The sequence below is a fragment of the Nitrincola nitratireducens genome, from assembly GCF_000585235.1.
Lineage (GTDB): Bacteria > Pseudomonadota > Gammaproteobacteria > Pseudomonadales > Balneatricaceae > Nitrincola > Nitrincola alkalisediminis.
Window position 1 is genome coordinate 1 of record NZ_AONB01000017.1, and the last position, 26279, is coordinate 26279.

A 26279-nucleotide genomic window follows, 5' to 3' on the forward strand; every position below is an offset into this window, starting at 1 on the left:
CGCTTCGTGCTTGGCATGATCCTGGTCGTGGCCGTGATGCGCTTCGTGCTTGGCATGATCATGATCATGATCGTGGTCGTGGTCATCTGAATGATAAAGTGCGACAACCTGAGCGGACGTTCTTTCTAGAGGACGTGTTAAAAACTGCTCCATGTCAGGCCCTATCCAAAAAAACACGTCCGCTTGTGTCAACACTTGCATATCGGATGGCTTCAACGCATACGTATGAGGAGATGCATTTGAAGGCAGAAACTGAACGGGCTCAACAATTCCATCGGTAACCGCAGTTGCGATCAAATGTATTGGCTTGATACTTGATACAATCGACTGAGCGGATACGGATGCTGAAAAAAACAATGCGGCGGCTAAGGGTAAAATACGGACGCAAGGAAATAGTTTTGGCATGATAGTATTTGATCCCAATTAAACTTTTTTAAAGTTATACTATAACATTGTTAATCGGAACTTAGGTGACCATGTCTAAAAAAAATCCGACATTTATTTGCCATCATGATCATCAACACTGCATTGACGATGCGCTGACATCCGCAAAACGTATTTGTAAAGATCGACAGCAACGTCTCACACCCATCCGAGAGTTAGTCTTACGTATGATCTGGTCAAGCCACAAACCCCTTGGGGCTTACGATCTTTTACCGAGCTTGGCCAATGCTGGTTTTAACTCGGCACCGCCAACCGTCTACCGCGCATTGGAGTTTTTACAAGAACTGGGCCTCGTGCATCGTTTAGCATCATTGAATGCATTTGTTGGCTGTGCTCATCCTGAAAAGGCACACTCAGGCCATTTTTTTATCTGCAAACAATGCCAACAAGCCCATGAAATCACATCATCTGACGTAAACTTAGCGCTAGAAACGCACGCTCAACAACTCGGTTTTTCAATTGAACAAGAAACCGTTGAAATACTGGGAACCTGTCCAGAATGCCAGTTAGCCAATCAAAAGAGTGAAGAACACAATGCCAATCTATCCTGACTTGGTTAGGCTTGAACAGGTCAGCGTTCGTTTCGGACGCCAAGAAACACTTAAAAACATTTCCTTATCCTTGCATGATAACTGTATTACCACGCTCATTGGGCCTAACGGAGCAGGTAAAACCACTCTGGTTAGGGTCGTGCTCGGTCTTATCAAGCCTACCTCTGGAAATCTATGGTGTACTCCTGGATTGAAAGTCGCTACATGCCACAAAAGCTACAAATTGATAAAACCATGCCGCTGACCGTTAAACGTTTTTTAACCCTGGGGGCTCAAAACGCATCAGCAGCTGTCTTGGAAAAAACCCTGGATCAGGTGGGCGCACAACATCTCTTGATGCACTCATTCCATGATCTCTCCGGTGGTGAAACGCAACGAGTGATGCTGGCACGTGCATTGTTACGTGATCCCAAACTACTGGTCTTGGATGAGCCCGTTCAAGGAGTCGATGTGAATGGACAAACCGAGCTTTACGCGCTCATTACAGCCATCCGCGAACAACGCAAATGCGGTATTTTAATGATCTCTCACGATTTGCATTTGGTCATGTCATCGACGGATCACGTCATCTGCTTAAATCAGCACGTCTGCTGCTCAGGCCACCCTGCACGCGTTAGCAATGATCCTTCATTTATTGAGCTGTTTGGCCGCTCACAAGCGGATGCATTTGCGCTGTATAATCATCAACATGATCATTGTCACGATACGCACGGTGAAGTGATTATTGATCATCCCTCATTATCCGAAAAAGAGGTCACAACGCGTGCCTGATTTTTTATTACTGGCTCTATTCGGTGGGCTTGGTGTTGCCGCCATTACAGGTCCCTTAGGTGCGTTTGTTGTCTGGCGACGCATGGCCTATTTCGGTGACACCTTAGCGCACTCAGCGTTGATGGGCGTCGCGTTAGGGTTTTTGTTCAGTATTAACCTTAATTTAGCGGTTATGGTCTGCTGCGTATTGCTATCGATTCTACTTGTCGCGTTACAAAAGCAACACTGGGTTGCAACCGATACCTTACTGGGAATCATGGCGCACAGTGCTCTATCAATCGGTTTAGTCGCTGTATCCCTTCTCGACCATATTCGTATTGATTTGATGGAGTACTTATTTGGTGATTTATTGGCCATTGCTCCTACCGATCTGCTCTGGGTTTATGGTGGTGGGAGTGTGGTCCTTATACTCTTATGGCGGTTATGGAATCCATTATTAGCGATCACGATCAATGAAGAGCTGGCCAGAGTCGAAGGCATCCCCGTCACACGGGTGCGGCTTCTCTTAATGTTAATGATCGCCATCGTGATTGCAGTCGCAATGAAACTGGTGGGTATTTTATTAATCACCTCTTTATTGATCATTCCTGCCGCTGCGGCGCGTAAGTTATCCACAACGCCTGAACAAATGGCCTGTATTGCTTCCGTTTTAGGAATGCTATCGGTCACTGGCGGGATATGGGCTTCGTGGACATTTGATACGCCAGCAGGTCCTTCGGTTGTGGTCACATCCTTACTTGTCTTTTTAATCCTATACACCTTACCTGCTCGCCGTTCATCTTCATGAAAACCTCATACCCTTATTGGCCAGATAAAGTGCTAAACAAGCAAGTTTGGCAACTTGCCTGGCCAATAATGCTATCGAACATGACCGTTCCTTTACTGGGTCTAGCAGATACCGCAATACTTGGTCACCTACCAGACCCTCGCTATTTAGCGGCAATTGCCGTTGCTGGCGTTCTGTTTTCGACCTTGTTTTGGGCGTTCGGTTTTTTACGCATGGGTACTACGGGCTTGGTTGCACAGGCGGTGGGACGTGACGATGGTTCATCAAACCGTACTACACTGGCGCAATCGCTTATTTTAGCCTTGGCCATTGCAAGTACGATTCTGTTGCTACAAGCCCCATTAATCCAGCTTGCATTGACACTTGCCGCCGCCAGTCCCGATGTAACAGAGCAAGCGTGGGCCTATGCCAATATTCGGATTTGGGGAGCACCTGCTGTCTTGTGCAATTATGTTTTACTGGGCTGGTTTGTTGGCAATCAAAACACTCGCATTCCTCTGCTTTTGTTAACGCTGACCAACCTCATTAATATTTTATTAAACCTCCTCTTTGTCTTAGGCTTTTCAATGAGGGCAGAAGGTGTGGCATTCGGTACTGTGATTGCCGAATACATTAGCTTGCTGCTTGGCTTGTTTTTCTGCCGACGGCATCTACGTTTAATACCAGGTCATTTTATCCTTGCCAAACTTCGATATTTAGCGGAATACACACAACTACTTAAGATTAATCGTTATTTATTTATTCGGACGCTGAGTCTATTGCTGTGTTTTGCTTTTTTTACCGCTCAGGGTTCCCGACAAGGTGCCGATGTCCTCGCCGCGAATGCCGTCTTACTGACCTTTCTCATGCTCATTTCAAATGCATTAGATGGATTTGCGCATGCAACTGAAGCACTCTCTGGGCGTATTTTAGGTGAGCGAAATACCATCCGATTTTACCAACTGGTGACAGCCACCGCGTTATGGTCATTGGCAAGTGCAGTACTGCTGACACTGGCATTTGGCGTCTTCGGCATTCCAATTATTCATTTACTGACCAATATTGCGAGCGTACGTGAGCTTGCTAGCCTGTATCTGCCTTGGCTGATCATCTTACCACTGGTAGGGGTTTGGGGGTTTTTACTGGATGGGATTTTTATTGGTACATCTCAAGCCAAAGCCATGCAAAATACCATGCTGGTCTCTGTGTTCTTTGTATTTTTTCCCGTTTGGTGGCTAACCCAAAGCTATGGCAATCATGGCTTATGGTCAGCCCTAGTCTGCCTATTTATCGCGCGCGCTGACGGGACTTTGGGTCTACCGTCAATTATGTCGACACAACCGCTGGGGGTTTTAACGAAGGTGACTGGGTAGAAAGGCTCCAAAAAAGAGGGGCAAATCGGCCCCCCCCAATCATCACTCTCTGTCAAACAATCGTTAATGACGATTGTTCCCCTCATCAGCCGCCTTTTTCGGTTTCGTAAAAAACTTGATCGGCTGAGCTTTCACTTCCGGCTCTGACCTGATGCTCGCTGGCGTTTTTGTGTCGCCATTCACACGAGTATTCAGCTCAGAGGGTTCAGGACGCCCATCCAAACGAAGCGAATCGGCAAATCCACACTCAATGCACTCTCGATGCTCGCGTTCTTCATCGCGGTACATTCGAACACAATCCATTTTTCCACAGCGTGGACACACCGCACCTGCAATAAATCGCTTTATCTGACTCATGGCGTTACCTTGTAATCCCGTTATGGCGAAGAAGGGCATCGACACTCGGTTCCCGACCTCTAAACGCGACAAATAGATTCATCGGTTCATCAGAGCCGCCTTTTTCCAATACCTGTGTTCTAAAATCAGCCCCCGCTTGACTGTTAAAAATCCCTTCTTCTTCAAAGCGAGAAAAGGCGTCAGCGATAAAACTTCAGCCCACTTATAACTGTAATAGCCTGCAGCATAACCGCCGGAAAAGATGTGGCCAAAACTGTGTTGAAAGCGATTTTCAGCAGGGGGCAGCAAGACAGACACCTGTGATCTAACCTCATCCAAGAGAGTTTGTACCTCTGTAACACCTGGCTGATATTCGGAATGAAGACGGAAATCAAATAATGAGAACTCTAATTGACGCACCATCATCATACCCGCTTGAAAATGCTTAGCCGCTAGCATCTTGTCGAGCAACTCTTGCGGCAAGGCATCTCCCGTTTCGTAATGCCCTGACATCAAGGCTAGCCCTTCAGGCTCCCAACACCAATTCTCCATAAATTGGCTGGGTAGCTCGACAGCATCCCACGCCACACCATGAATACCACTGATATCGGAGTATTCCATTTTTGTCAGCATATGATGCAATCCATGACCAAACTCATGGAAGAGGGTGGTCACTTCATCATGGGTCAAGAGGGCAGGTTTATCGCCAACAGGCGGCGTAAAATTACAGACAAGATAAGCCACTGGCAGCTGTATCGAGCCCTCTAAACGACGACGGCGCCCCCGACAATCGCCCATCCAAGCGCCTCCCCGTTTATTCGCGCGCGCAAAGGGATCTAGATAACAGTAAGCAATGACCTCACCCTGACGTGACACTTCAAAAAAGCGAACGTCCTTATGCCAAACCTCTGAATTGGGTTGTTCGGTTAATGTCACGCCAAACAAACGCTGCACTATCTCAAACAGTCCAGACAAAACCTTTGGTAAAGGGAAGTAGGGTTTCAGCATTTGCTGAGACACTTGGTAGCGCTGCTGCTTCAGCTTTTCAGCATAAAAACTGATATCCCATGGCATGAGTTCCATGCGACCATCAAGCGTCTGTGCAAAGGCTTTTAACTCGGCTAAGTCTTGCTCCGCCACAGGTTTGCTGCGAGTGGCGAGGTCTTCTAAAAACTGAATAACTTGCGCGGGCGAATCCGCCATTTTAGTGGCTAAGGAGTAATCGGCATACGAGGCAAAGCCTAATAACGAGGCAAGCTCATGACGAAGCGTCAGAATCTCATTAATAATCTCGGTATTATCCCACTGACCAGCGGTAGGCCCTTGATCTGAGGCACGGGTCGAGTACGCGCGATATAGGGTTTCACGCAGCTTTGCATCCTCGGCATAGGTCATCACCGCGTAGTACGCAGGGAAGTCCAAGGTAATCACATAACCTTGTAAATCTCGACTGCTCGCTGCCGATTTTGCCGCCGCTATCGCATCTTCGGGTAAGCCCGCTAAGGACGCTATGTCATCGGTGGCATAATACCAGCCTTGTGTTGCATCCAGCACATTCTCAGAGAACTTGTTGGTCAGCTCAGACAGGCGCTTTTGAATCTCAGCGTAACGCGCCTTGTCATCTCCCTCTAATGCAATGCCGGACAACTTAAAGTCTCTAAGCGCATTATCAATAACACGTTTTTGAATGGCATTGAGTGTTCGATACTCCTCACTCTCGGCTAAGCGTGCGTAGCATCGAACAATGCCTTGTTTTGCCCCATTTCCGTCCAGTATTCAGAAAGCTTAGGTAAGCAGCGATTGTAGACTTCTCTTAATTCGTCAGAATTCATCACGCTGTTTAAATGCGATGCAACCGACCAAGCATTCGATAAACGATCCCCGGCTTCATCCAACGTCATCACCAACGATTGCCAATCATGTGCATCTGTCTTCGCCGTAATGTCTTCGATCAACAACCTGTTCTCGGCCAACAAATGATCAAGCGCTGGCTCAATGTGTGACGCTTGAATACTAGAGAAAGGCGGCAACTGATGCTGCTCTAATAACGGATTACTCATAACTCTGGATGCTCCAATTCGATGATCGCAAGAAGTGCGCATACACGATTTACTATACAATGAGGCAGGTTTTCTCGCTTTTCAACTCATTAAGGATTTTTATTATGTCTATACGTAGCTATCAGGGTATTATGCCCAAGATTGGAAAAAAAGTTTTTATTGACGCAACCGCCGTAATCATTGGTGACGTATCGATTAGCGATGATTCATCCATTTGGCCATTAGTGGTGATTCGCGGCGATATGCATCATATAAAGATTGGCGCAAAAACCAGTATTCAAGATGGGTCTGTATTGCATATCACACATGCGGGACCTTTTAATCCCGACGGTTATCCATTAATTATCGGGGATGAAGTGACCGTGGGGCATCAAGCCATGTTGCATGGCTGCACCCTTGGCAATCGTATCTTGGTTGGTATGGGCAGCATGGTCATGGACGGCGCGGTTGTAGAGGATGAGGTGGTGATTGGAGCGGGCAGTCTGGTGCCGCCTGGCAAACGACTCGAGTCCGGTTTTTTATACGTGGGTCGTCCGGTGAAGCAAATCCGAGCACTGAGCGATCAAGAAAAGGCCTTTTTTTCCTACAGTGCCCAGAATTACTCGCGTCTAAAAGATACCTATCTAGACGAACAGGAGCCTCGTTGATCAGGTGCTGGTTGAAACACTAAACACCATGCAATCGGTAAGAAAGGCGACGCAAACACCGCCGTCAGCTCCATCCCTGAGGATGAAAACACACTGGCGGCAGACTACTCAGAAACGCGCTTGGATATTAAACGCTCCCTCTTGAGCTTCTGGTAACCAGCGCAGCAAGGTTTGAGCTAAGTCATTTGCATTTAAAGGTTTTGTTAAATAATCACTCATTCCAGCAGCTAAACACTGTTCTTTATCCTCAAGAAAAGCTCCCGCTGTTAAGGCGATAATCGGTACCGGATTGAATCCCATCTCAGCTTCCCAAGACCGGATCCCCTGAGTCGCACCAAGACCATCTAATACAGGCATCTGAACATCCATTAATACTGCATTAAAAGGTTGCGTTGCCGTCATAACTTTTTCAATCGCGATTTGCCCGTTATCCGCCACACTAATATCAAGTCCTAGCTTTTTAAGCAGTATAGTCGCAACCATTTGATTCGTTTTATTATCTTCAACGAGTAAAATTCGACCTTCCAACCGAATACCCGCAGGATTGATCCCTTTATGGCTCATGTTAGTCTTTAATGGTGCTTGCTCAGCTTGATCAGTTAGAAGCGTTTCTTCAAAAACTTCCAGTTTTACCCTAAACCAGAAACGAGATCCTTTATTTTCTTCACTTTGGATACCGACTTCTCCATCCATCAGTTGAGCCAAACTTTTTACAATCGATAACCCAAGACCCGTACCACCAAACTGACGCGTACTAGAGTCATCCACTTGACTAAAAGGCCGAAACAATAAATTTTGTTTTTCCTCAGGAATCCCCATACCCGTATCGGCCACTGAAAACTCAACGACCGCCCAATTGTTTTCTCGACTGATTTCAGTCGCTTCAATCATCACATCACCGCTAAGCGTAAATTTTATGGCGTTATTCGTTAAATTAGACAACATTTGCTGCAAACGATTTGCATCGCCTTGATAGCGACGATCAACGGGACCTTTCCAAGCCGTAGACATGTTGAGACCTTTTGCATTGGCGTTACTAATAAATAACGCATAGATGCTTTGCAGTAAGTCTTCTGGTGCTAATACGTTTTTATGGAGTGTTTGATTACCTGACTCTACTTTCGAAAGATCAAGAATATCATTTAACAACACAAGCAGTGACTGCCCCGAGTGCAAGATGGTTCGGGCATAGTGATTCACTTCCTCATTTGTTGCTGGTTTATCTAACAAGAGTTGCGCCATTCCCAAAACTCCATTCATTGGTGTTCTAAGCTCATGACTCATGGTTGCTAAAAAACGACTTTTCGCTTGATTTGCCGCTTCAGCAGCTTCCAAGGCATGACTTAATTCTGCCGTACGTTGCTCCACTATTTCTTCTAAATGTTCGCGATTTCGAGCCAACTCATTGGATCTATTTTCTACAAGTACCATCATTCGATCAAAGGCAGCTGCCGTTTTAGCGACCTCATCCTCACCAACGACAGCCACTCGTTTGGTATAGTCACCGCTTTGTTCTACCTGAATAATCGTGTTGAATAAACTTGTCAGTGGGTTGGTGATGGAATAGACCAGACGTGCGAGAAAGAAGCTAACAAAAATCAATACCAAGGTGATAACTACCGCCAATACAATCTTTACCTGAGCAATAATATCTCTTGCATCTGTTAATGTTTGGTTCATTAGATAGCGCTGCCACTCTTTTTGATCAGCAATATACTCAAGCATACGATTGCGAGCAGGCACAATTTCACGTGTTAAAAGTGCATAGGCATCGGCAGTTTGTCCCGCTTTCGCCAACTCAACGATTTGTTGAGAAAGCTGCCAAAACACCGTATCAGCTTCACGAATGCTAGAGATGATATCTCTTCCTACATCCGTTGATAAATTCGCTTCCGTTTCATTAATCAAGCTGATTAAAGTCTGACGATCGTCGGCCACACGAACCAGAGTCGCCGACAGTTCTTGCTCATCATCAACAGAAAGTATGGCATGACGAGCTTCTAGTGAAATTTTAACTAATAGCAACTCAGCCCGTGTCATCCTGTCTACTTGGGGTTCAAACATTTCGATAATTTGCTCAGCATGTGATTGGACTTTATTAAGTGCAAGCCAACTTAACGCAGCTACACCGATCAAGAAAAAACCCAATAATGCAAAACCGAGGAGAAGTCTGAAGCGAATGGACAAGTTTGCAAAATATTTTTTCATAAGACGCCCAATGACGAAAATGACATTAAGTCAAATGCTTGAGCTGAAAGCGTATTAACGGGTTCAAAGAAGGCAATACGATGTCAGCTTTTCAAATCATCTTAGCACCAAAACCTCAAAGACACGTATCATTCACTGCAACCTTAATTGAACTCGATTAACCTGTTCTTGACGTTGTCAAAAACCACGATGAACCAACACGCTTTCTAGTCTGACACGGGTTAAAACATCAAACGCCATGCAATTGGTAAGAAAAGCGCCGTGAACACCGCCGTCAGTCCCATCCCTAAGGATGAAAACGCGCCAGCGGTCGGGCTTAACTCGAAGGCTCTAACCGTCCCGATGGCATGGCCATTAATGCCCAACGCAAAGCCGATTACACGGTGATCCTGAATATTCAGAATTTTAACCAAAACGGACACCCAAAAGGTTGCCATCACCCCTGTAATCAACAGTCCACCCATTAGAACCGGGATTGAGCCACCCAGTTGCTCCGTAATACTAATGGCAATCGGTGCGGTCACGGATTTAGGAGCAAGGGAGGCCATGACTTCGGGGGTCGCACCCGCCAGCCATGCCAGCAGCACAGAATACACAGCCGCCAATATCGCAGCCGGGGGGAGGGTGAAGAGTATAGGCTTCCACAGGGCACGAATATGATGCATTTGCTGATACAAGGGTATCCCAAGTGCAACGGTCGCTGGCCCCAAGAGCAACACCAACCAAGCAGCGCCTTGCTGATAGACTTCATAGTTAACGGATAACAAGACAAGCGTTAACACGACGATCAGCGCCGCAATTAAAATGCCCGGACACCAACTGGGTCGCCCCATCCATTGAAACACTTGGTTACCTGCAAAAAAGGCCAACAAGGTCAGCGCGATAGCCGCTATCGGCGTTTCGAACAGATGATTGGGTAAAGCGAGTAGGCTGTCTAACATGACCTATCCTCATCCTTTGCAGGCTCTTTGGGGGTAAAGCGCGACATCAGAATCAAGGTCGTGAGCACACTCAGAAACGTGCCGACCACTAGAGCCGCAACAAACGCCAACCATTGATCAGCGTAACGCCCCGCCACAAAGAACACACCCACAACCCCTGGCATAATGAGCATGGCCAACACAGCAATCAGAGGCTGACTGGCAAGCGCAACATCCTCTTGCATGCGCCCACGCAACATGAACCAAAGCGTAATCAGCAACATACCCGCGACCCCTGCTGAAATTGGAAGATTCAGCAGGGTCACCAGCGCATCGCCCGACAACAAAAACAATAATAGAATCAAAAACCCTTTAATGACGTGCACGTGTCAATCTCATGCTTTTGCCTTGGCCACTTCTCTTAAGCGTTTAACCACTTCGGCGTTAATGCTGCGTTGGGAAAAACTACCATCTGCTTTGAGTTGGCCGGCTTTACGCCCCATGAGCAGCTCTAAGCACTCATCCACATTGCTAACGGCGTAAATAGCAAAGTCTCCGTCAGCAACCGCTTTGACGACCTCTTTTTTTAACATTAAGTTACGCACATTTGCTTTCGGAATAATGACAGACTGAGTGCCCGTCAGGCCACGCATTTGGCAAAGTTTAAAGAAGCCCTCAATTTTTTCATTCACGCCCCCTATGGCCTGCACCTCACCATATTGGTTTATTGAACCCGTTGTTGCAAAAGACTGTCGGATCGGAATGTCCGTGAGCGCGGAAATTAAGGTGCAAATTTCGGCCAGCGATGCACTGTCACCATCGATATAACCGTAGGATTGTTCCATAGCGATACTCGCCGACAGGCTAATCGGGAACTGCCGTGCGTATTTATGCCCTAAGTACCCAGATAGAATCAGAACGCCTTTCGAATGAATCGGCTGTCCTAACGTGACCTCGCGCTCAATATCGACAATACCCTTACTGCCAGGATGCACCGTCACGGTAATTCTAGCAGGTGTACCAAACGCGACATCCCCGACTTGCAGAACGGTCAGGCCATTCGCGCACCCCACACTTTCACCATCGGTATCTATCAAAACTGTACGATTTAAAATCCCTTCAAGGATTTTTTCCGAAAGTCGACCCGTGCGCTTTTCTTTTGCTTGGAGCGCGGCTTCAACATGTGGGGCATTAATGAGTTCGTCCCCTTTTTGCTTGCGTCGGAAATCGGCTTCACATAACAAGTCCACCAACTCACCTATGTGTGCTGATAGCATCTCCTGGTCTTCGGCTAGGCGAGAACTGTGCTCAACCAAGCGCGCAACGGCTTCACGCTTGAGCGGAGCTAAACCTTCCTCTGTTGCAAGCGTCTTCATTAAACGTGCGTAATTACGAATACTGGAAGGGGTACGGCGCACATCTTCATCAAAATCCACCACCACGCGAAACATCTTCTCAAAATCGTGGTCAAGTTCTTGCAGCAAGTAATAGGTGTCACGTCCGCCCACCAGCACCACCTTCACATTCAACTTGATGGGCTGTGGGTTCAGCGTAATGGTACTGACGCCTGTGTATTCGTTGATCGGATTTTCAATGCGTATTTCATGTGATTTAAGCGCACGCTTCAACGCACTGTATACAAACGGCTGCTCGATCAACTTTTCGGCTTCTAAAAGCAGATACCCGCCATTTGCACGATGCAAGGCACCGGGACGAATGAGTTGATAATTGGTCACCAGTGCGCCCATTTCACTGTTGTACTCAACACGTCCAAACAAGTTCTCGTAACTTGGGTGTGCTTCATACACAACCGGAGCACCTTTGGTTTTATGGTTATCCACCATTAAGTTGATGCCATAGTTTTCCTGAAAGAAGTTAATACGCATTTGGTCGGTGCGGGTTTCCAGTGTTCCCCCTTCACCGGCAATATCAGACGCATTTTTAATCAAATCGCGTTCAATGTGCGTCAAGTAATTCACAACATTCGCTTGATGCACATAGCGCTCTTTAAGGCCCGCAAATAGAGGGGCTAAGGAGCGTTGCGCCGTTTCTCGGTCCAGCGCTTTGATCTGACCTGCCGCCTCACGCCGCCATTTCGGCAGTTCGGTTAAGGCTTCATTGAGCTCTTCTTCGAGGAAATCGATGTTTCGCTGAAAGGCTTCACGTTCATCTTCTGGCAATTGTGAAAATCCAGCCTCATCCATCGCTTGGCCTTCCGAGACGGGTGTAAAGCCGATGCTGCCCGCATCTCGATACACAGCAATACTAAACTCACGTGCTTTGCGCTCAACCGAATCCACCGCTTGGTCATAACGTCGCGTAAAATCACGCTCAATTCGACTCTTACTGCGTTGGTAACCTGGGCTTTCAAATGCGGCGGGCAAGTCCGTTAAAATACTTTCGAGAAGCGTATCAACATCTTTACGCAACTGCGCCGCCTTTCCTGCGGGCAACTCTAATATAACAGGGTAACGGGAATCAGATAAATTATTGAGGTAGCACCAGTCACTCGGCTTGGAGTTTTCTTTTTTGGCGTAATTCTTAAGATTTTCAATCGCAAACGAAAAACGACCCGTATGAGGGTTGCCCATCACAAATAGATTATAACCGGGCCGACGCATGCTAACGCCAAACTCCATCGCCTCAATGGCACGCTCCTGACCAAAAAAACCACTAAAATTCTCAAGGGTTTCAGTGGTTCGGAAAGGAAGGTCTTGGTGATCGCAGACCTTGTACAACTGATCGACGCTTAATGCTTGCATTGTCTCTGACATTATCAATATCCAGTACTCAACCTTGTTTAGCAAGGTTATAGCTTGTATTAAGCGTTTGATTCAAGCCCTGTTTATTATTGATGACTTAAACTTTGTCGCAATAGCTCAATAACCGGAGCCGTATCAGGTTTAACGCCGCGCCAAATTGAGAAGGACTCTGCCGCTTGTTCAACCAACATGCCAAGCCCATCAAACACACGCTCAGCACCTTGTGAGCGTGCCCAGCGACAGAAGGCCGTTTGCGTGTTGGAATACATCATGTCATAACAGAGTGTGTGAGCACTCACTACACCTTCTGGAACAGGCGGTACATCACCTTGGATACTGGCAGAGGTTCCATTAATGACAATGTCTACGCGAGGGCTTGGAGATAACGCCGCAAACTCACATGCGTCAACGCTGACACCAGGCTGGGCCAGCTCACTGAAGATGTCAGCCAACTGTTTTGCTTTGGCAAAGGTTCGGTTCGCGATCACGATGGATGCACAACCGCTGTCCAACAAAGGTTTGATCACACCTCTAACAGCTCCACCCGCACCCAACACGACTAGGTGACGTCCTTTTAACGTTGCACCACAGTTATTTAATAAATCGTTTACCAAGCCTACGCCATCGGTATTGTCGGCATGCAGAAGGTTGTCCTGCATCCAAAGGGTATTGGCGGCACCGGCCAATTGCGCTGCCTCACTTAAGCGCTCAGCCATTTTCCAAGCCATTTCTTTGAACGGCAGTGTTACGTTCGTGCCTTTTCCACCTTGTGCAAAAAAGTGCTGAATGTCCTGTTCAAACCTATCCACATCCGACAGATGAGCCGAATACTCCAAACGTTGCTGCAACTGCTCAGCAAACAAGCGATGGATGGTCGGTGATTTACTATGGGAAATAGGGTTACCAAAGACGGCGTACTGATCAATCATTCTCTGTTTCCTCTGCCCAGTTTCGTGGCACTAAATACCGCTCATACAGGTTCGCCTCGGCGGTATCGTGCGCGGGTTTCCAGTCATAGCTCCAGCGGACCTCAGGTGGCAATGACATCAGGATCGATTCTGTTCGGCCACCGGACTGCAAACCAAACAGTGTGCCCCGATCATACACCAGATTAAATTCGACATAGCGCCCACGACGATGCAGTTGAAAGTCTCGTTCAACGTCGGAGTAGGGAAGGTGATGACGTTTTTTGACGATTGGCACATAGGCCTCAAGGTACGCATCACCGATGGCAGACATTAAAGCAAAACTGGTCTCAAAATCTGGCTCATTCAAGTCATCAAAAAAGAGTCCGCCGACACCGCGAGGCTCCCCTCTGTGTCGAAGGTAGAAATACTCATCGCACCAAGTCTTAAATTTTGGATAAATATCCGTACCAAAAGGATCGCACGCGGCTTTCGCCGTTTTATGCCAATGAATGCAGTCTTCATCAAAGCCATAATAAGGCGTGAGATCAAATCCGCCGCCAAACCACCAAACAGGCGCTTCACCGTCTTTCTCCGCAATAAAAAAGCGGACATTGGCATGTGAGGTGGGTACAAATGGGTTACGTGGATGAATGACTAAAGAAACACCCATCGCTTGAAAATTCCGTCCCGCCAACTCGGGCCGATGCGCTGTTGCTGAGGCGGGCAGCTTGTCACCAAACACATGAGAAAAATTCACGCCGCCTTTTTCAATAATCTGCCCATTTGCCAGTACGCGTGTCCGTCCACCACCACCCGCTTCACGATCCCATTGGTCCTCAACGAATTTAACGCCATCTAATATCTCGAGCTCTCGACAAATACGATCCTGAAGCGATAACAGATAGTCTTTTACACATGCGATATCGGGCTGAGACACAAACATCCTCCGTAGTAAGTATTCACTTACATTCTAATAACTTTAAAATCTAGAATTGAACGTATGGTACTTGGCTTGTCTGCTCCGCCCGTTGCACCATTCAATATATAATCGACATTAGAGCCGAAGTAAGTCATTACTTTCATCTTATTTCTTGCTGGAAGAGCCGTTGACCGATTTGCAGAGGTTGAGACAACAGGCCCTCCCCAACGCTCACAAAGAGACCTCACAAGTGAGTGATTGCTCACTCTCACAGCAACGGATGTATGTTGTCCTTTAATCCAGCGTGGAATACAATTTTTTGGATCAGGCAACAACCATGTATTCGGGCCAGGCCAGGTTGCATCCAATTCAGCACGCTGTGCCGATGATAGCCCATCCAACAAGGGTTGAATTTGCTCAATAGACGATGCAACCAGAATCAATCCTTTATGTTCAGGTCGGTGTTTAATCGCCAAGAGGCGCTGTACAGCGGCCTCATTGTAAGGGTCACACCCTAACCCCCAAACAGCTTCCGTCGGGTAGGCGATAATCCCCCCTTGATGCATCACTTCACAGGCTTTTTGAATCTGCCAAGGCTTCATAATGACTCACCCTAATGCAATTAAAAACTGAATTCAGGAGCGGGTGCATCGGGCAATAACTGCGCGACCTGATCAACTTTGCGTTTTAAGTCATCAATACTATCGGCAACGAGATTGATGTGTCCGAGTTTGCGACCCGCGCGCTCACTTTTACCATAGAGATGCAGATGGCTATCCTCTATTTTGAGGATATCGTCGTAGTTACCATTTTTACCGATGATGTTAATCATACAGGTCAGCGCTTTTGCATGTGTCGAGCCCAAAGGTAAACCTTGAACTGCGCGCAAATGGTTTTCAAACTGGCTGGTCATCGATCCATTTTGAGTCCAGTGGCCAGAATTATGGACACGCGGTGCCATTTCGTTGGCGAGCAAGCGACCGTCCGCCTGTTGGAACAGCTCCAGAGTTAAAACACCCACATATTCCAGCTCATCGAGCAATGCATGAATGTAGCCTCGGCCTGCGCTTGAGCCTCTTGACTGAAATTGGGAACTGGCGCCAAGGAATAGCGTAAAATACCTTCAACATGATGATTTTCAGCAACAGGATAAAACACAACATCACCGGTCTGACCTCGTACGGCAATAATTGATACTTCCCGAACAAAATCGACAAAGGCTTCAACAATTAAACGAGGGTGGCCAATACGCTGCCAAGCTGCAGTAGCCTCGCCAGGCCCCCTCAAGACCGCTTGTCCCTTGCCGTCATATCCCTCTGTGATTGACTTGGCAACAACTGCCTGCGCACCTGCGGCCATCAACTCTTGGCAGGCTTGCGCCAGCTCATCGGCTGAGTTAACCAGACGATAGTCAGCGACGGGAATACGCAATTGATCAAAGAGAGCCTTCTCGGCTTCTCTATTTTGGCAAACCTGCAAGGCCTTAACACTGGGAAACAAAGGCTTTTGCTCGGCAATGACTTTTACCAATGGTAAGGGCAGATGTTCAAACTCGTAGGTGACACAATCCACCTGTGCCAAAAAATCGGCTAGGGCGCTGTCAGCTTCACTATGGGTAAACAAACATCCTATATCAGCACTTGCATTTGCACTGGTATCCAAAAAGGAAAAACGACTCCCTAACGGATAACCTGCTAGCGCCAACATTTGGCCCAATTGACCTGCACCAAGAATACCGATTTTCATGTAAAACTCTCTCTTTACCGCTTAACCACGAGGGTCGGGATTGTCTATAACCGTTTGTGTTTGCTGTTGACGAAATGCAACGAGTGCTGCTTTAACTGCGGGATCGTGTAATGCCACAATTTGAGCAGCCATAATGCCTGCATTGGTCGCACCTGCTTTTCCAATCGCTAAAGTGCCGACAGGAATCCCGCCGGGCATTTGAACGATGGATAATAATGAATCCATGCCACTTAGGGCCTTCGATTCAACAGGCACACCTAAAACGGGCAAGGCCGTTTGTGATGCCACCATGCCGGGTAAATGCGCTGCACCACCGGCACCAGCAATAATCACTTGCAGACCGCGAGCATCAGCAGACTTAGCATATTCAAATAGTAAATCGGGTGTTCTGTGAGCAGACACAACTCGTGTTTCATACGCAACACCTAACTGGTCCAACATCGCAACGGCATGCTCCATTGTTGGCCAATCAGACTTGGATCCCATTATTACGCCCACTTTTGGTTGCATTGTTTTCGTCCTGTTAATAAGTTCTCAATCTGTAAAACAAGCCAAGCAGGATACCGCTAAATGCCGTTTGGGAAAAGTCAAACCTAGGTAATTCCTGCCGAATCCGTTTGAATCAAGTAGACGCCATCCTGTGTCACAAGACCCGCTAAAACCAACTCCATTATGACATTTTGCAGAGCCGAATACTGCATATTCGTTTTCTGCACCAAATCGTCAAACGTCATTTGATCGTAGGACAGTGTGTGAAGGACTTGTGCCCATTCGGGTTTGATGGAGATAGATACTCTAGGCTTTTCAGTGCTCTGGCTTTCACTTAAATAGCCCAACAATGCCCCCAAATGCTCAGTGATATGCTGTGTGGAATCCACCAAAGTGGCCCCTTGGCGGATTAACTCATGGCAACCTTTACTCATCGGATTGCTGATAGGTCCAGGAAGGGCGAATACCTCACGACCTTGCTCCATGGCCAAGCGTGCCGTAATCAGAGATCCACTGCGCGTTGCCGCTTCCACAACGAGTGTTCCAACGCTTAACCCACTAATAATTCGATTACGGCGAGGAAAGTGGGCACTCAATGGGGCAGATCCCGGCATCAACTCGGAGACTAAACACCCGCCGTTGTCTAGAATCTCACTCGCGAGGTTCGCATTGCTTTTAGGATACATTAACTCAGGACTCGTCCCCATCACCGCTAATGTAATGCCACCTGAGGACAAACACCCTTTATGTGCTTGAGTATCAATGCCCAAGGCTAAGCCACTGGTTATCGCAAAACCTGACTTCGCCAGTTCAGCGGCAAAATGATAGGCAAGACGTGCACCAGACTGACTTGGTTTGCGGCTACCAACCACCGCTAGCTGGGGTAAATACAGTGACGGTTTACGTCCTTTAAACCAGAGTACAGGGGGAGGATCAGGAAGGTTTTTGAGCAGAGGAGGATAATCTTCAGCACCAAGACAGACACATTCAATCTGATGTTGGTCCGCTTGGTCCTGTATGTGTTGCGCTTGATCTAACCAAAAACTTGCCGGCTTCTGGCGCAAGGCCATGGCCGTATCTGGACGTAATCGAATACCCTCCGGTAGATTTCCGTCTAAAAGATCACGTAAATTGACATCGAATTCTACAAGTCGCGAAAGCGTACCGGGGCCAAGCCCAGGTACGAGGAGTAACGCGATCCATTCCCTTGGATCTATCTTCATAATTCCCTCTGAGGGTTAAGTGTTTAAGGACGCGTTATTTCATCACCAATCGATATCGCATTCGTTGCGCGCATCACCAAGCCATAGCTTACTTTGTCGTATACTTTAAAAATCATCATAATACCGGCGCGCTCAGACGGTAACTGAATCACTTCATTGGTCACTGGGTCATTGAGCACTTCACCCTTACGGCGAATACTAAAGACATGGCCTGACTCTAAACCATCACGCTCACCTAAGTTCACAACAACAGCATCAAACTGGCCAATATACCCCACTCCTTGAAGCACATCGATGATCAAACCATCTGTATCAAAAGGTGCTGGTTTAGGGTAAAACACAGATTGAACGCGGGTGGTCTCGGATGGAAGCAAACGGTAACCCGCGCGAACCTCTTCAGTCGTGCCTAATAAGCGCAGCGTGGTAATGTCATTCTCAGTTCCGGTGATCCGTGCATCTGCAACCTTGAACAGTTCGTAACCTAAAAACTCACCCGTAACTGGATCGATATACTCCGTGGATGGGCGATATAGAATCTGCTGCGCATCCTCACTCAACAGCTCACCGCGAATATAGACACGATCCCCTGCACCCGAAACCAAGCGACGATTGTCACCCGCTACAACATAGGGTGCGTTCGATAAAACATCATCATCTGCCACACGGTTATCATTAAGGAAGCTGACAATATCCTTTAAAGGAATGGCTGGCACCGCCTGATCTAAGGCCGTTTCACGAATTTGGGGGGAGAGTTTACGCACGCCGGGGGTGAGTCCTAACCTTGGACGACCATCAACCCACGTCAGATACACGGTATCACCTGGATAGATTAAGTGCGGATTTTGTATTTGAGGATTCACCCCCCAAATTTCAGGCCACTGCCAAGGTTGGTCCAAAAATCGACCCGATATTCCCCATAGTGTGTCGCCTCTCACTACGGTGTATTCGGTTGGGTGTCCCTCTCTCAGCTGAAGTGGTGCTTCGTTGCGTTGAGCCTGTGCATTACCGGTTAGAATACAGGCAGCTGCCAGTAATCCTATTAGCAGTTGTTTCATTTGCAGTTCCCTATGATGAGACACCTTCGAACACCTTTTCTATCTGTGACGCAGGCATCATAACAATGCATTCAATTGAGTATTCAGTATAATATGACTTATACGCATTGGCGTCACCTATCTGACGACATTATATAGACACTTTATGAAAGTTTGAGACCTATGGCTATCTTAACAATTCTTGAATTTCCTGACCCTCGGCTCCGGACAATTGCAACCCCTGTCGAGCAGGTTGACGATTCCGTTCGTCAGATTATAGACGATATGTTCGAAACCATGTACGACGCTCCCGGTATCGGCTTAGCGGCGTCACAAGTCAACATCCATAAACAGATTGTAGTGATTGATATTTCGGAAGACAAATCTGAACCCTTGGTGCTCATTAATCCGAGTTTTAAGGTGGTTGACCCCGAGCTTGAAGAGATGCAAGAGGGTTGCTTGTCCGTGCCTGGCTTTTATGAAACGGTCAAACGCCCAAATAAAATTGAAGTCACGTCATTGGATCGCGAGGGTAACCCACAAAACTTCATTGCTGAAGATCTGTTGGCGGTTTGTATTCAGCACGAGCTAGACCACTTGAATGGAAAACTGTTTGTTGATTATTTATCGACCCTGAAGCGCAATCGAATTCGCTCCAAGCTTGAAAAAAAACATAAGTTAGAACAAATGGATAATGCCTGAATGACAGCTCCCTTGCGTATTATTTTTGCAGGCACGCCGGAGTTTGCCGCCACGAGCCTCGCCAGCTTGCTCAAGACCTCGCATGACATTGTTGCAGTCTATACTCAACCGGATCGTCCTGCAGGCCGAGGTCGAAAGTTAACCGCAAGCCCTGTTAAACAATTGGCACTTGAGCATAACCTGCCAGTGATTCAGCCTCTTTCTTTAAAAACCGAAAGTGCTCAAGCTGAGTTGGCGGACTTTAATGCCGATCTGATGATTGTCGTAGCCTACGGTCTTATTCTTCCCAAAATCGTGTTAGATACCCCTCGGTTTGGTTGCATCAATGTGCATGCATCCCTACTGCCCAGATGGCGTGGCGCCGCACCTATTCACCGAGCCTTATTGGCTGGGGATCAGGAAACCGGCATTACCATCATGCAGATGGATGTCGGCCTGGATACTGGCAACATGCTGTGCAAATCAACAACGCCCATCTATGACACAGACACCAGTCAGTCGTTACATGACCGTTTAGCGGCGCTCGGTGCGGAGACCTTACTCCAGTCATTAGATCAGCTGGCCGAAGCTCTTGGATAGGCGAAGTTCAAGATGAAGCGCTCGCCTGTTACGCCGAAAAACTGCAAAAAGAAGAGGGGCGTTTAGACTGGACACAATCGGCTGTGCACTTGGCGCGTCACGTTCGTGGTCTAAATCCTTGGCCCGTGGCCTGGTGTCAGCTCAACGACCAGATCCTTCGTGTATGGGATGCTCAGGCGATTGATACCAATACACCCCATGCTGAACCGGGCACGCTAGTGGCAATAACGAAAGAGCAGTTAATCATTGCAGTAGGTGAGGGCGCGCTTGCGCTTAACACCATCCAACTACCCGGACACAAAGCGCAACCCGTATCCGCTTTATTAAACGGTAAACATCCTTTCTTACTTCAGCAGAGATTTTATTAATTTGAAGAATGTTCGTGAAGCCGCGGCAATTGTCATCAGTCACCTCATTCAGCAGCAGGGGTCACTATCGACCCTTCTCTCTGATCAGTTTGAGACGATTCCTGAAAGAGACAAAGCGCTGCTGCAACAACTTTGCTATGGAACGGCTCGCGATTACTATCGACTCTATGCCTTGGCAGGCCAGTTCTTAAAGCAACCCTGTGACCAAACAGATACGGATGTTCTTGCATTGGTTTTACTGGGCTTGTATCAGCTGCGTGACATGCGTATTCCTGCCCATGCAGCCATCAGTGAAACCGTCTCGGCAATCAGCGCACTGGGTAAACCTTGGGCCAAGGGCTTGATCAATGCCATCTTACGTCGCTATCAGCGAGAGGGGGCTGACATTGAGAAAACACTGGCACTTAACGATGCGTCCTATCAGTTTAACCATCCTACGTGGATGATCGAAAAGCTGCGCCATAACTGGCCGGAGCACTGGCAAAGCCTATTGCAAAACAATGATGTTAAAGGTCCACTTTGCCTCAGGATCAACGCACTGAGATCATCCATGGATCAGTGGGATGCGCAGGCGCAAGCCCATAGTATCGCTTATCAATCCGGGCGTTTTAGTGAGCAGGCGATCTATCTTGAGGAAGCCACCGATGTTCATCTGATCCCGGGGTTTGATGAAGGGCTTCTGAGCATTCAGGATGAAGCTGCCCAATTAGCGTCACCGTTATTAAAGCTCGCACCTGGACAACGTGTCTTAGACGCCTGTGCGGCACCGGGTGGTAAGCTTTGCCATCTACTCGAATCTGAGGCCGGATTATCAGATGTCATCGCTCTGGAGCTTAACGAAGGCCGCATAGACCGGATATATCAAAACCTAGAGCGTTTAGACTTACAAACCCGCTGCCAGGTTTTGCAAGCGGATGCGTCAAGCCTGGACTGGTGGGATGGGCAACTCTTCGATCGCATTTTGCTGGATACTCCTTGCAGTGGCACGGGCGTCATTCGACGCAATCCCGACATAAAGATTTTAAGGCAGAATGAAAATATCCTGCATCTGGCTAAGTTGCAGTTGGATATTTTGGAAAATCTTTGGCAAGTTCTGAAAGTGGATGGTGTGCTGGTTTACGCAACCTGCTCAGTTTTCCCACAAGAGAATGAGCGCATTATCGAGCGCTTTTGCAAACTGCACAGTGATGCACATCACGATCCCATCGAAGCCGAGTGGGGGATTGAAAGACCCTATGGAAGACAGCTCTTTCCGCAGACGGCAGGCCATGATGGTTTTTTCTACGCGCGCTTAATTAAAAAGGCGTAATGGCTGACGCTCGGGGTGTAAAGTCCCGAGCAAGCTGTAGCGTTCAATTTATTGGTAAATATCCACTTCACCTTCCGGCCGTGAACTAAAGCGTTTGTATTCCCATTGATACTGCCAAGGCGCCTGTCGTACACAGTGCTCAACCGTTCGATTCATTGCCGCAGCGGCAACGGATACGTCTTTTTGATTGATATCTGGGTCTCCCTCATAAAAATAAATCTCAAAGCCCTGTGCATCTGGCAGACGCTTAGCAAAACCACATACCACACTCGCACCGGTTTGCGCCGCCAACTGGGGTAGGAGCTTCATCGTAAGGGCAGGCGAGTTAAAAAATGGAACGTAGACACCACTTTCTAGATCCGGCTCTTGATCCGGCAAAATACCCACCATTTCTCCACGCTTCAACGCCTTCATAACCATCCTCACGCCCTGCACATTCGCAGGCGCCATCCGTGAACCTAGACGTGCTCGCATACGTTTAATCAGCTTATCCATAGCGGGTTGTTTAGGTGGCTTATACATGGCGGTGAAACTGTACTTATTGGATAGGTATAAATTTAACACTTCCCAATTGCCTAGATGCGGTGCTATAAAAATAACGCCTTTGCCCTTCGCTAACGCATTTGTAATGAGTTCTTCATGGTGTATCTTGACGATCTTCTTCAAGGTTCGCTGGGGTGGCCATAGCCAAGACATGCCCATTTCAGACACAGACTTACCTGTTTCAATCAGACTGGCTTGCACGGCCGCCTGACGCTCAACATCGCTCAATTCAGGAAAGCAGTGCGCAATATTACTCTGCGTAAATCGGTACCATTTATTTTTATCCCCTTGTCGATAAAAATAACGTCCTAGTCGTATCCCCAAGCACTGAGCCCAAGACAACGGCAACAGCGCCATTAATCCCAGAAAACTGATGGCCAAAATACTCTTAATTTTCTTCACGGCATAATCCTGTATTTTTTCATTGCAAAAGTATACCTCTTCGTAAGGGTCGACTAAACCAAGATAATGACCTTAGATAGACGCTTAGCGCTTCATGTTGATGTATAATTTGGCCTTTATTTTGATCAATTAATAGCTAAGGTGATTCTCGTGACTGACAAGGCGACTCCAGACGTTAGCACATTTCAGGGGCTTATCCTCGCATTGCAGCAATACTGGGGCGACCAGGGTTGTGTTCTGGTGCAGCCTCTGGATCTTGAAGTAGGGGCCGGAACCTTCCATCCCGCTACCTTTTTACGTGCCATTGGCCCTGAGTATTGGCGTTCGGCCTATGTACAACCCAGTCGACGTCCTACGGACGGTCGCTATGGTGAAAACCCAAATCGACTTCAACATTACTATCAGTTTCAGGTGGTGATGAAGCCCTCACCTGATAACTTTCAGGATCTTTTTTTAGGATCCTTGATGCACATAGGCTTAGACCCCAGCGTTCATGACATTCGCTTTGTTGAGGATAACTGGGAATCACCAACACTCGGTGCGTGGGGCCTGGGTTGGGAGATTTGGTTAAACGGCATGGAAGTGACCCAATTCACCTATTTCCAGCAAGCCGGTGGCTTGGAATGTTACCCCGTCACAGGTGAGTTAACCTACGGCTTAGAGCGTATCGCCATGTACCTTCAGGAAGTGGACAGTGTCTATGATCTGATCTGGGCCAAGCAACCTGACGGCAGTGTTGTTACCTACGGTGATGTGTATCATCAAAATGAAGTCGAGATGTCGACGTACAATTTTGAACACGCTGATGTTCCTCAACTTTTCCTCAACTTCGACCACTATGAAAAAGAGTGCCTAAAGTTGCTTGAGGCGTCGCTTCCTTTACCCGCGTACGAAATGGTATTAAAAGCCTCTCATACCTTTAACCTGCTCGATTCACGCCATGCGATATCCGTCACGGAGCGTCAGCGCTTTATTCTTCGAGTGCGCACGCTTGCCCGAAATGTTGCCCACGCGTACTTTGATAAACGTCGTGCATTAGGCTTCCCCTTGGCACCTGAAGCCTTGCGTCTAGAAGTGTTATCGGCTTATGAGGAGTCTAAATAATGGTTGATCAACAAGATTTTCTCGTTGAATTAGGAACAGAAGAGCTGCCACCCAAGGCACTTAAAACCCTATCCAATGCGTTTTTAGCTGGCATCGAAAGTGGTTTACAGCAAAATGCCATTCAATATGATTCAGCACGCGCCTATGCATCTCCTCGCCGTTTAGCTGTGATTGTATCGGGTTTAAGTACCCAGCAACCAGACCGTGTTTTTGAAAAGCGCGGTCCCGCCACTTCAGCTCCTGAAAAAGCCGTTCAGGGTTTTGCTGGGTCCTGCGGTGTAACCCTTGCCGAACTTGAGACCATGGAGGTTGGGAAGGGGACGTATTATGTGTATCGTGGCACTGAAGCCGGAAAGCAAACACAAGATCTGTTACCTGAAATTGTGGCCCAGTCACTCAACGCACTGCCCATTCCAAAACGGATGCGCTGGGGCGCACGTCGTACTGAGTTTGTAAGACCCGTTCATTGGCTGGTCATGTTGATGGGTGACCAAGTCATCCCCTGTGAAATTCTCGGCTTAACCTCCGGCAATACAACCCGCGGGCATCGCTTCCACTTTAATCAAACAATTGAACTTGCGTCAGCGGCTGAGTACGAAGCCAAACTGCTGAGCCCAGGTAAAGTCATTGTTGATTTTGATCGCCGTATGCAGACCATTGAAGCGCGAGTTCTGGCTGAAGCTCGGAAACTCAATGCAAGAGTTGTCATTGATCCCAGCTTACTGGAAGAGGTGGCGGCACTGAATGAGTGGCCAGTCGCACTGACAGGACGTTTTGAAGAGCGTTTTCTTGATGTGCCTTCAGAGGCATTAATCTCGTCAATGAAAGCCAACCAGAAGTACTTCCATTTGGTGGATACAAACAACCAACTGCTTCCATACTTCATTACAGTGGCCAACATTGAATCCAACGATCCAGCTCAGATTATTTCCGGTAATGAAAAGGTTATTCGCCCGCGCTTAGCGGATGCCGCTTTCTTCTTTAACCAAGATAAGCAGCACCCACTCATTTCTCGTAGCGAGAAGCTGAAAAGCATCGTCTTCCAACATGACCTGGGCACGGTCTTTGAAAAGACACAGCGTATTGAGACGTTAGCTACAGCGATTTCTGAACGCATTGGTGGCAACCCTGCGTTTGCAGCACGTGCGGCTCAGTTATCAAAGTGTGATTTAATGACCGATATGGTTTTTGAGTTCACCGAGTTGCAAGGGCTCATGGGCTATCATTATGCACTGCATGATGGCGAGCCAGCCGAGGTTGCCAGCGCCTTGAACGAGCAGTATATGCCACGCTTCTCTGGTGACGAACTGCCGCAAACACGTACAGGCATTGCCATAGCCTTAGCGGATCGTTTAGACACGCTGACAGGCTTATTTGGCATCAATCAGCCACCCACAGGTTCTAAAGATCCATTTGCCTTGCGTCGGCAGTCACTCGGCATTCTTAGAATCATCATCGAGCATCAGCTGGATTTAGACCTAGTTGAATTAACCAACCTAGCGGCAAATCAATATGGCCAACTTCCTGGCCAAGCGGATGTCGCTCAGCGTGTAGTTGATTTCATGCTAGATCGTTTTAAAGCCTGGTACGATGAGCAAGCGATTTCGGCTGAGATCTACTTATCCGTCCATGCTTTACGGCCCACACAGCCACTCGATTTTGATAAACGTATTCAGGCTGTTGCTGCATTTACTCAGCTGCCAGAAGCAAAAGACCTTGCTGCAGCGAATAAGCGCGTATCAAATATTTTATCTAAGCAGGGCACTAGCGATGCTGAGGTTAACGAAAACCTGCTTGTCGAGGTTGCAGAGAAGACTCTCTATCAACTGATGTCTGAAATCGAGCCTGACGTTAATCACTTGTTTTCGACGGGTGCCTATACGGAAGCCATGCAGCGTTTAGCAAAACTGAATGACCCAATCAATCAGTTCTTTGATGATGTGATGGTAATGGCCGAAGATGAAGCGCTGCGTTTGAATCGTCTTGCGCTCCTCTCCAAGCTACGTAAACTCTTCTTGGGCGTTGCAGATATTTCTTTGCTCTAACCCTCTATATGCTCCACAAAAAACCGTATCAACTGATACGGTTTTTTTTGCTTCACGTGAAGCATTTCAG

26 protein-coding genes and 2 pseudogenes are annotated in these 26279 nt (G+C 47.6%); 12 read left to right on the plus strand and 16 right to left on the minus strand.

Annotation, left to right across the window (positions count from 1 at the left end; genetic code table 11):
- A partial coding sequence (locus D791_RS13540; RefSeq protein WP_036512689.1) for a metal ABC transporter solute-binding protein, Zn/Mn family occupies nt 1-405 on the minus strand: 405 nt, incomplete at its 3' end.
- Nucleotides 406-476: 71 nt separating this feature from the next.
- Between D791_RS13540 and D791_RS13545 the strand changes: the two genes are divergently transcribed.
- The 5 genes from D791_RS13545 to D791_RS13560 all read left to right on the plus strand — a co-directional run bounded on the left by D791_RS13545 (nt 477) and on the right by D791_RS13560 (nt 3905).
- On the plus strand, nt 477-995 hold the full coding sequence (locus tag D791_RS13545) for a Fur family transcriptional regulator (RefSeq protein ID WP_036512693.1): 519 nt from the start codon (nt 477-479) through the stop codon (nt 993-995).
- Complete coding sequence (locus tag D791_RS22205) at nt 979-1239, plus strand: ATP-binding cassette domain-containing protein (protein WP_475096698.1); 261 nt, start codon at nt 979-981, stop codon at nt 1237-1239. Before D791_RS13545 ends, D791_RS22205 begins: the two co-directional genes overlap by 17 nt.
- Nucleotides 1170-1766, plus strand: a complete 597-nt coding sequence (locus D791_RS13550; protein ID WP_475096701.1) for an ATP-binding cassette domain-containing protein — start codon at nt 1170-1172, stop codon at nt 1764-1766. The genes D791_RS22205 and D791_RS13550 overlap by 70 nt, the downstream gene beginning before the upstream one ends.
- Complete coding sequence (gene znuB, locus D791_RS13555) at nt 1759-2553, plus strand: zinc ABC transporter permease subunit ZnuB (RefSeq protein ID WP_036512696.1); 795 nt, start codon at nt 1759-1761, stop codon at nt 2551-2553. Before D791_RS13550 ends, znuB begins: the two co-directional genes overlap by 8 nt.
- Before the next feature lie 80 nt (nt 2554-2633).
- Nucleotides 2634-3905, plus strand: a complete 1272-nt coding sequence (locus D791_RS13560; protein WP_237748651.1) for an MATE family efflux transporter — start codon at nt 2634-2636, stop codon at nt 3903-3905.
- Nucleotides 3906-3968: 63 nt separating this feature from the next.
- On the opposite strand, the gene D791_RS13565 is transcribed toward D791_RS13560, so the two are convergent.
- Together D791_RS13565 and prlC are read right to left on the minus strand one after the other, a co-directional pair.
- On the minus strand, nt 3969-4262 hold the full coding sequence (locus D791_RS13565; RefSeq protein ID WP_036512699.1) for a YheV family putative zinc ribbon protein: 294 nt from the start codon (nt 4260-4262) through the stop codon (nt 3969-3971).
- 4 nt (nt 4263-4266) lie between these two features.
- A pseudogene (gene prlC / locus D791_RS13570) lies at nt 4267-6301 on the minus strand (oligopeptidase A).
- A gap of 104 nt (nt 6302-6405) precedes the next feature.
- On the opposite strand from prlC, the gene D791_RS13575 reads away from it, so the two are divergent.
- Nucleotides 6406-6948 (plus strand): gamma carbonic anhydrase family protein, encoded by a 543-nt coding sequence (locus D791_RS13575; protein WP_036512702.1) that lies wholly within the window; start codon nt 6406-6408, stop codon nt 6946-6948.
- A 108-nt stretch (nt 6949-7056) separates the two neighbouring features.
- Here the strand turns inward: D791_RS13575 and D791_RS13580 are convergent, their stop codons facing one another.
- The 12 genes and pseudogenes from D791_RS13580 to D791_RS13630 all read right to left on the minus strand — a co-directional run bounded on the left by D791_RS13580 (nt 7057) and on the right by D791_RS13630 (nt 19178).
- A complete protein-coding gene (locus D791_RS13580; RefSeq protein ID WP_051514533.1) occupies nt 7057-9156 on the minus strand; it encodes an ATP-binding protein in 2100 nt (699 codons plus the stop codon).
- Between the two features lie 221 nt (nt 9157-9377).
- Nucleotides 9378-10097 (minus strand): LrgB family protein, encoded by a 720-nt coding sequence (locus D791_RS13585; protein WP_036512705.1) that lies wholly within the window; start codon nt 10095-10097, stop codon nt 9378-9380.
- Nucleotides 10091-10462 (minus strand): CidA/LrgA family protein, encoded by a 372-nt coding sequence (locus D791_RS13590; protein WP_036512707.1) that lies wholly within the window; start codon nt 10460-10462, stop codon nt 10091-10093. Before D791_RS13590 ends, D791_RS13585 begins: the two co-directional genes overlap by 7 nt.
- Nucleotides 10463-10471: 9 nt before the next feature.
- On the minus strand, nt 10472-12850 hold the full coding sequence (locus D791_RS13595; RefSeq protein WP_036512710.1) for a Lon protease family protein: 2379 nt from the start codon (nt 12848-12850) through the stop codon (nt 10472-10474).
- 74 nt (nt 12851-12924) lie between these two features.
- Complete coding sequence (gene aroE / locus D791_RS13600) at nt 12925-13767, minus strand: shikimate dehydrogenase (RefSeq protein WP_089503638.1); 843 nt, start codon at nt 13765-13767, stop codon at nt 12925-12927.
- Nucleotides 13760-14683: an oxygen-dependent coproporphyrinogen oxidase gene (hemF, locus tag D791_RS13605; protein ID WP_036512862.1), complete on the minus strand. Its 924-nt coding sequence runs from the start codon at nt 14681-14683 to the stop codon at nt 13760-13762. Before hemF ends, aroE begins: the two co-directional genes overlap by 8 nt.
- 26 nt (nt 14684-14709) lie before the next feature.
- The gene (gene tsaC, locus D791_RS13610) at nt 14710-15267 is read right to left on the minus strand and encodes an L-threonylcarbamoyladenylate synthase type 1 TsaC (protein WP_036512713.1); all 558 of its coding nucleotides are present in this window, start codon (nt 15265-15267) and stop codon (nt 14710-14712) included.
- A 20-nt stretch (nt 15268-15287) separates the two neighbouring features.
- Nucleotides 15288-15626, minus strand: coding sequence for an ATP-grasp domain-containing protein (locus D791_RS21835; protein ID WP_420329347.1), 339 nt, complete (start codon nt 15624-15626; stop codon nt 15288-15290).
- Nucleotides 15624-16411 (minus strand): annotated as a pseudogene (locus D791_RS13615) (ATP-grasp domain-containing protein); the annotation flags it as partial. The gene D791_RS21835 and the pseudogene D791_RS13615, both read right to left, overlap by 3 nt.
- A 21-nt stretch (nt 16412-16432) precedes the next feature.
- Nucleotides 16433-16921: a 5-(carboxyamino)imidazole ribonucleotide mutase gene (gene purE, locus D791_RS13620; RefSeq protein WP_036512715.1), complete on the minus strand. Its 489-nt coding sequence runs from the start codon at nt 16919-16921 to the stop codon at nt 16433-16435.
- 83 nt (nt 16922-17004) lie between these two features.
- Nucleotides 17005-18123 carry a DNA-processing protein DprA gene (gene dprA, locus D791_RS13625; protein ID WP_051514534.1) on the minus strand — a complete coding sequence of 373 codons (1119 nt, stop codon included), beginning with the start codon at nt 18121-18123 and terminating at the stop codon, nt 17005-17007.
- A gap of 23 nt (nt 18124-18146) precedes the next feature.
- Nucleotides 18147-19178, minus strand: coding sequence for a LysM peptidoglycan-binding domain-containing protein (locus D791_RS13630; RefSeq protein ID WP_036512718.1), 1032 nt, complete (start codon nt 19176-19178; stop codon nt 18147-18149).
- 162 nt (nt 19179-19340) lie between these two features.
- Between D791_RS13630 and def the strand changes: the two genes are divergently transcribed.
- The 4 genes from def (at nt 19341) to rsmB (ending at nt 22115) form a co-directional block, all read left to right on the plus strand.
- Nucleotides 19341-19859, plus strand: coding sequence for a peptide deformylase (def, locus tag D791_RS13635; RefSeq protein WP_036512721.1), 519 nt, complete (start codon nt 19341-19343; stop codon nt 19857-19859).
- Nucleotides 19860-20438: a methionyl-tRNA formyltransferase gene (fmt, locus tag D791_RS21840; protein ID WP_337588658.1), complete on the plus strand. Its 579-nt coding sequence runs from the start codon at nt 19860-19862 to the stop codon at nt 20436-20438.
- A gap of 89 nt (nt 20439-20527) precedes the next feature.
- Entirely contained in the window at nt 20528-20806 is a 279-nt protein-coding gene (locus D791_RS21845; protein ID WP_337588659.1) for a hypothetical protein, read from the plus strand.
- A 1-nt stretch (nt 20807) separates the two neighbouring features.
- Entirely contained in the window at nt 20808-22115 is a 1308-nt protein-coding gene (gene rsmB, locus D791_RS13645; RefSeq protein ID WP_036512724.1) for a 16S rRNA (cytosine(967)-C(5))-methyltransferase RsmB, read from the plus strand.
- Nucleotides 22116-22163: 48 nt separating this feature from the next.
- On the opposite strand, the gene D791_RS13650 is transcribed toward rsmB, so the two are convergent.
- Complete coding sequence (locus tag D791_RS13650; RefSeq protein ID WP_036512727.1) at nt 22164-23060, minus strand: lysophospholipid acyltransferase family protein; 897 nt, start codon at nt 23058-23060, stop codon at nt 22164-22166.
- A gap of 150 nt (nt 23061-23210) precedes the next feature.
- On the opposite strand from D791_RS13650, the gene glyQ reads away from it, so the two are divergent.
- Complete coding sequence (gene glyQ, locus D791_RS13655) at nt 23211-24164, plus strand: glycine--tRNA ligase subunit alpha (protein WP_420329346.1); 954 nt, start codon at nt 23211-23213, stop codon at nt 24162-24164.
- A complete protein-coding gene (gene glyS / locus D791_RS13660; protein ID WP_036512733.1) occupies nt 24164-26209 on the plus strand; it encodes a glycine--tRNA ligase subunit beta in 2046 nt (681 codons plus the stop codon). The genes glyQ and glyS overlap by 1 nt, the downstream gene beginning before the upstream one ends.
- Nucleotides 26210-26279: the final 70 nt, after the last annotated feature.